This window comes from uncultured Nostoc sp. (assembly GCF_964245575.1).
Lineage (GTDB): Bacteria > Cyanobacteriota > Cyanobacteriia > Cyanobacteriales > Nostocaceae > Nostoc.
Map to the genome: position 1 here is coordinate 1 of NZ_CAXTNP010000366.1, position 6,565 is coordinate 6,565.

General features: G+C 40.4%; 6 protein-coding genes. 5 read left to right on the top strand and 1 reads right to left on the bottom strand.

All coding sequences use genetic code 11. The features are described from left to right. The first annotated feature begins 302 nt into the window (after positions 1–302). The 3 genes from petE to ACFFAP_RS34470 all read left to right on the top strand — a co-directional run bounded on the left by petE (position 303) and on the right by ACFFAP_RS34470 (position 2,215). Positions 303–722: a plastocyanin gene (petE, locus tag ACFFAP_RS34460; protein ID WP_375515421.1), complete on the top strand. Its 420-nt coding sequence runs from the start codon at positions 303–305 to the stop codon at positions 720–722. Between the two features lie 254 nt (positions 723–976). Then, entirely contained in the window at positions 977–1,321 is a 345-nt protein-coding gene (petJ, locus tag ACFFAP_RS34465; RefSeq protein WP_375515422.1) for a cytochrome c6 PetJ, read from the top strand. A gap of 246 nt (positions 1,322–1,567) precedes the next feature. Continuing rightward, positions 1,568–2,215: a hypothetical protein gene (locus tag ACFFAP_RS34470; protein WP_375515423.1), complete on the top strand. Its 648-nt coding sequence runs from the start codon at positions 1,568–1,570 to the stop codon at positions 2,213–2,215. A 192-nt stretch (positions 2,216–2,407) separates the two neighbouring features. Here the strand turns inward: ACFFAP_RS34470 and ACFFAP_RS34475 are convergent, their stop codons facing one another. Continuing rightward, positions 2,408–4,069: a hypothetical protein gene (locus ACFFAP_RS34475; RefSeq protein ID WP_375515424.1), complete on the bottom strand. Its 1,662-nt coding sequence runs from the start codon at positions 4,067–4,069 to the stop codon at positions 2,408–2,410. A 619-nt stretch (positions 4,070–4,688) separates the two neighbouring features. Here ACFFAP_RS34475 and ACFFAP_RS34480 point away from each other — a divergent pair. Both ACFFAP_RS34480 and ACFFAP_RS34485 read left to right on the top strand, forming a co-directional pair. Further along, positions 4,689–5,384, top strand: a complete 696-nt coding sequence (locus tag ACFFAP_RS34480; protein WP_375515425.1) for an esterase/lipase family protein — start codon at positions 4,689–4,691, stop codon at positions 5,382–5,384. Positions 5,385–5,484: 100 nt separating this feature from the next. Next, positions 5,485–6,144, top strand: a complete 660-nt coding sequence (locus tag ACFFAP_RS34485) for a cytochrome b N-terminal domain-containing protein (RefSeq protein WP_375515426.1) — start codon at positions 5,485–5,487, stop codon at positions 6,142–6,144. Positions 6,145–6,565: the final 421 nt, after the last annotated feature.

Consider the following 6,565-nt stretch of genomic DNA (forward strand, 5'->3'; position numbering starts at 1 on the left):
TCACCAAAGTTTAGCTGCTTTCGTTCTCGCAGCAGCACAAAAGGTTCTTAGTTGGGGCACGGAAAACTTTTGAATCAAAATATTCCTCAAGAAAAATAAAAATCTCTTATTTTACTGTTTACCTTTATTTACAGGCTTTTTGGGCTATGGCAGTCTAGTATTTATTACTGATTGCACAACTTTTTGCAATAAATTGCTCCTTATTCTTAAAAAAAAATTGTATCTATGACAGATTGTCATACTTTGGCGTTGATTTTATTTAAAATGAGAAAGGAAAAAAAATTGTTTGTTAGGAGAGAGCCATGAAATTGATTTCGGCAAGCTGGCGACGTCTTAGTTTAGCTGTGTTGACAATCCTTTTAGTTGTTAGCAGCTTTGCTGTTTTTACTCCCAGTGCTTCGGCTGAAACCTACAAGGTGAAATTGGGTAGCGATAAAGGAATGCTGGCATTTGAACCGAAAAAGTTGACAATTAAACCAGGCGACACAGTTGAATGGGTGAACAACAAAGTTCCTCCCCATAATGTTGTGTTTGATGCTGCCAAAAACCCCGCCAAGGATGCCGCTTTAGCAAAATCTCTGTCTCATAAGAATTTGCTAATGAGTGCTGGTCAAAAGGAAACAACCACCTTCCCCGCAGACGCACCTGCTGGTGACTACACCTTCTACTGCGAACCCCACCGTGGTGCTGGCATGGTTGGTACAATCACTGTCGAAGGCTAGAAACATCCTCATTGACACAAGATGATTTTCTGGGCTTCCTTCTGTGAAATTAGCCCGTAGCAACACATCACACTCTTAGAGTGACGCACATAATGAATAAATGGCGGTAACGAGTCTTATCCTCCCCTAAGACACCAAGTAACCTGTGGCGATAGAAGGGTAAACTTGTTACCGCCAATTTTGATCAAACTTGACTTAATCAGGCATTAATCGCGTTTATACTCTTGCTGGAGGCTTGTTGCGAGGAAATTCTGTTGAGAATACTTTTATTAATCCTACTGTTGGCGATCGCTCTATTCAAATTGACATTCATTAGTCCAGCACTAGCTGCCGAAATATCGAATGGTGCTAAAATTTTCGAGGCTAACTGCGCTTCTTGCCATATAGGTGGCGGTAACATCCTTATTAGCCAGAAAACCTTGAAAAAGGAAGCATTGTCAAAATACTTAGAAAATTATGATAGCGACTCAATCCAGGCGATTATCCACCAAGTACAAAATGGTAAAAATGCCATGCCTGCCTTTAAAGCCAAGTTAAGTCCTGAGGAGATTCTGGAGGTAGCTGCTTACGTTTTTCAGAATGCAGAACAAGGCTGGTAAAATAGCTGAAAAATTTATCTGGATAAAACAACAGCCCTTTAGCACATTAAAGGGTTTTTTCACATATTTAAATTAAGATTAAGCAATTAGCTTCATACTTGCTTAATATTTACCCCAGAAACCTTGCTTTAAGTATTTTTTCTGTAAAGAAGGGCATAAATTATAATAAATTCTTTCCACGTAGCGTATTATACATCAAGCAATAACATTCTAAATATTCACTCGATAACTTCAAATTACGGGATTATGATGATTAATTCAGTTTTTGTGAAAAAGTTCTCTGTGGCTACGTTAGGTGCAATAGCTATTGCCACAGGAATGGGCACAACTGCACAGGCATTAACAGTTATTGATTTTCAAAGTTTAGCCCAGTCTGGTGACAGCATAACTACTCAGGGTTTTTCTTACACTGAAGATGGCTACACTCTTACAAATTTAAATATAAATTCTTCTCCTTTTGCAACGTTTAATACAGAAGAGCCTCGATATTTAGGTTCTACTGCCTTATATAACGATACAGTTGATGGCACAACAGTTCTAACTAAAAACGATGGCGATATTTTTGATCTGATTTCGATTGATTTAGGAGAACTTAATCAGCCTTTTGATTCATCTAAAGTGACATTTTTTGGTACTAAGGCTGATAATTCAGTTATCTCTAATACCTTTAATCTAAATGGTGTTAAAGGATTCCAAACTTTTGCTTTTACAGATTTTACAAACCTTGTTTCAACAACCTGGCAGCAAGTTAGTCCATTTCACCAATTTGATAACATTGTAGTTTCTGATATTACTACAAAGAGTGTTCCTGAACCCGCTTCAGTTTTAGGTTTACTATCCTTTGCTGCTTTAGGTGTTGGCTCAACACTAACACGTAAAAAAGCAACAGTTTAGGCACTTGCCAATAAAAATTAGCCCATCCCACAGTTTCTCACCTGGGCTGGGCTGAATAAAAGGCAACTATACCAATGATCAAAAAGCCACGCTTTCGCAATCAAGTTGGAAAGCACTAGCTTTTAAAAGGACTGATATCACAAGGCTTGTGCCATTGAGCTTGTATCTTAATCCAAAATCACCTGCTGGTGATTATTTTTCTAGATTAGACTTTTGTCTGTTTTCCTTCACTTCGCGCAACCGTTCTACTAATTTTCCATCGGATTCAGCAGAGGCTGTAGGCTGACTCTTATTGACTCTCGGCAGCACTAACGGTTCTGAAGTAGTAGCTGCCGATGAAGGCGTAAGCTGGTTATTTCTGATTTGCAGTTTAGGGAATGGTTTAGAAGTAACTGCTGGTGAGGGCGTAGGTTGATTGCTATTGACTCCCGTTGCAGATAATGGTTTAAGAGTACCTGTCGGTAAGGATGCAGGCTGGTTATTTCTGATTCGCAGTTCAGATAATGGTTTGGGAGCAACTGTCGGTGAGAACTCAGGCTGATTGCCATTGACTCCTGGTGCAGCTAATGGTTTAAGAGTACCTGTTGATGAAGGCTTAGGCTGGTTATTTCTGATTCTCAGTTCAGGAAATGGTGAGATTCCCGGTGCAGATAATTGAGTAGTCCCAGTGGTGTTGCTAGTGTTGTTTTGGAAACTTAAGTTAAATGGATAGGAACTGATCCGTTTATCTCCTTTGGGGGATTGCTTGTTGAAGTATTCCCTTGCTTCTGATTTCAATTGCGGGGAAACTAACTTGTCTTGAAACTTGATATCTAAGACCTTACCATCAGGATCTACCACTAATACACCCAAAACAGCACCTTCAAGATTCGGCTTGTTCGTGGGTAATGTTTGACGGATGACTGGTTTTTGTTCAGCATTGGGGTATTGTTGCTGGACTTCTTTTCTCAGGTTTGCGTAAGAGTCTAGCTGTGCAAGCGCCAGTTGAGTTCCTTTGGCAGATAAATTGGGTGCTTGTGACGCGGTTCCCCTAATTAAAGTTAAGCTATTCCCAGCCCTTGGAGCTTGTTTTAGAGAATTTATCAACGGGTTTTGAGCAATTCTAGACACATCATTACCCGATTGCGTCATTTGTGAAGCCGTATTTCCCTGTGCTGTTGCAATGGGGCTAGTGTCAGATAAGTTTGGAGATTGGGCATTCCGCAGAATATCATCAGGTATTTCCTGCGACTGCAATTGTGGCAATCTATTTACAGCCAACGGTTTTTGCAGACTATTATCAGGTATTTTCTGCGATTGCAATTCTGGTAATCTATTTACAGCCAACGGCTGAGGTGCTTCGTATTTGGTGTTACTGACATTTACACTAGGAGCTGATCGAGAGAATTTAGGGATGGTATTGAATTTAGAACTATCAAATTTAGAGGCGTCAAATCGCAAATTATTACTAGGAATCATCCGCAAAGACTGCCTTGTAGGCAAGGAGGAGACTCGATAGTTATTCGATGATGGGGGTAGCGGAGGCAGTATTAGCTGACTGGATGGCGCTGGTGCCACTGGGGGCAATAGAGTTTGAGCGTTAAAGTTGGGAGCAGAAAGTGGCGCTATTGGAGGAAGTTGTTGTAAACCAACTTGGGGTGTGCTTTGCGGCAAACGGCTTTGGTCGGCTTGGCTCAATTCCAAAAGTCCGACGGTTTTTGATGATGCTGTATCTTTGGGTTTGCTAGAATCCATAGGCATCAATGGCACAATCATCGCGATCGCACCGTGGATGCCAAGAGAAGCTATAGCTGCTATCCCAATTGGCTGGCTTAAAAGTTCTGGTATATTTCTAAACAGGGAGACGTAAGACATAGCTGTTATCGTTCACTCGGCTCAGTTGCAGTTGACTAGCGATTTTCTCTTTTTGACTATCTTGCAAGATATTGCGAGATATGCATCATACTAAGGAGATAATAACTTCATATCCTGGCAATAAAAACGCCAAAATTGCCATTCATTCAAGTTTTTAATTGATCAATGACGCTGTATCATGTGTTCCAATTTGAGCTTGCTAAAGAGATTTTTTAAAAATTACTACTTTTGATTTCTTTTCTTATTCTTATGACGCACACAATTAAAATTAATATCTTGGATATTTATAAAGTTTAAGTGAAAGCACAAGTTTGAGCAGATAACAACATCTCTTGAAGTTGCCTCGTTTTTTCTACTGTTTTCCACTCAACTACGCTTCTGTAACAGATGGCACACTTACTTATCCAAGACTAGTCCCTATGTGAAAATACTACCACATCAGCAGTCCCTAAATCTGTTGCAAATTGTACAATTTTATTGAAATTCTAGTCCTAAACCCCACCAAAGCTATTCGGGTTTTAATAAAGGAAGTCAGTCATGCGATCGCAATTCTAACTTTTGACTACTTCTTCGTCAAAAAAGTTCAAATCCTCATTAATCATTCCATTCAAACTTTAAAATGCCGTTACCGACAGTTATTGTACCTGGATATCTAGAAAGCGCGATCGCTTACCGCCAACTAGAACAATCCCTACAACAGTTAGATTTTCCCACCGTTACAGTCCCACTGCGACGGCGTGACTGGCTACCCACTATTGGAGGAAGACCTGTAACGCCAATTGTGCAACAACTTGATCTTACAATCAAGCAGACATTAGAGCAACATAATGCCACTCAAATTAACTTGATTGGTCACTCAGCAGGAGGTTGGATATCCCGCATCTATATGGGAGAAAAGCCTTATTTGGCAAGAGGTAACGTCAAACCATCTCTCTGGAAAGGGCATCCTCTGGTTGCTACTCTCATCACCTTGGGTACACCTCATATTAGCCAAGAACGCTGGACGCGCTCCAATCTAGATTTTGTCACCAATAACTACCCAGGAGCTTTTTACAAAAACGTTCATTACGTTTGTGTGGCTGGCAAAACTATCTTTGGCCAAAGGCGACGCGGTAGCTGGTTAGCTTACAGTAGTTACCAATTAACCTGTGGTAAGGGCAACACTTGGGGAGATGGAATCACACCCATTGAAGCTGCTCACCTGGAAGGGGCAGAAAATCTGGTAATTGAACGTGTGAGGCATTCTCCGAGAAGTCCTGGGATTTGGTATGGTTCAGCAGAACCGTTAAAAGCTTGGGTGCAATATTTGATTTAAAAAACTATATTTTGATTTGGGTAATGCAACATTTATTAAAATTTCTTAGCTAAAATCATAATAGTAATAAATACCTAGTTAAGAACAGGAGAGGTGAGCTATGGAAAGCACCCAGTTCGATAGGATTTTGCGACGAGTAGCGACGATAATATCGGTCGTAATTCTGACTTTGTGCTTAATTTATATCTCTACCGGAGTTTTGCTGTCTTTTTACTATGAACCGACAGCAGGCGGAGCTTATAATTCATTGAAGATGATTAATACACAACTGCCAAACGGCTGGTTGTTTTGGAGAGCGCATGATATTGCTGGTAACGCGGTAATTGCGATCGCTCTGATTCAAATTGTGGTGATGTTTTTAGGTCGGCAATTTCGCAAGAGTTGGCTGGCTGCTTGGATTAGTGGGATTTTGTTAACCTTAAGTGCGATCGGGCTGAATTGGACAGCTATGATCCTAGATTGGACTCAGGAAGGATATTGGCGTTTTAACATTGAACTAGGAACCATCGAAGCTATTCCTTTTATTGGTGGACAACTCCGCGAGATCCTAACTGGGGGTGGAGCCATTAACACAGTTACTATCCAACACCTTTACACAATCCACAGTTATCTGATTTCTGTGGCGACGCTAATTTTTGCCATAGTGCATTTATCTGCTTTACTGTGGCAAGAATGGGAAATATATCAAGAAACGCCAAGACTAGAAATTGATAATTCGCAACAACCGCCAGAAGGCGAATTTATTCCTTCCCAAAGCTAATAAAGAGTCAACTCCAATTCGCAATTCGCAATTCGCAATGGGCTTCTCTACAAGACGCTATCGCGAACGCCCCGCTACGCTAACGCAATTATAAAATCAGTGCTTGCTCTGAACCTACCACTGATTTAAGACCACTGATTATTTGAATCAGTGCTTGCTCGATACCCATTAATTAACAATTAAGTGATTTCTTGTATTTAATTGCGAATGGGCGAAAAAGCTAATTGACAATTGTTTTGGTCAAAGAAGATGAAAGGGGGCAGGGAGCAGGTGGGAGAAGCCTCTAAATTTATTTATGAGCTTGATCTTGGACGCATTATTTCTTGTGCTACGCATCTTGAAATAAATATTTAATATTAAGCATAAATAAATTTATTTGCTCTGAAACCCTCTATAGGTGGGAAATTACAGCATCTTCTCC

What these genes read in the sequence shown, in the direction of transcription:
- ACFFAP_RS34470 (WP_375515423.1), top strand. Translation starts at nt 1,568, where the DNA reads ATGATGATTAATTCAGTTTTTGTGAAAAAGTTCTCTGTGGCTACGTTA.
- petE (WP_375515421.1), top strand. Translation starts at nt 303, where the DNA reads ATGAAATTGATTTCGGCAAGCTGGCGACGTCTTAGTTTAGCTGTGTTG.
- ACFFAP_RS34480 (WP_375515425.1), top strand. Translation starts at nt 4,689, where the DNA reads ATGCCGTTACCGACAGTTATTGTACCTGGATATCTAGAAAGCGCGATC.
- ACFFAP_RS34475 (WP_375515424.1), bottom strand. Translation starts at nt 4,069, where the DNA reads ATGTCTTACGTCTCCCTGTTTAGAAATATACCAGAACTTTTAAGCCAG.
- ACFFAP_RS34485 (WP_375515426.1), top strand. Translation starts at nt 5,485, where the DNA reads ATGGAAAGCACCCAGTTCGATAGGATTTTGCGACGAGTAGCGACGATA.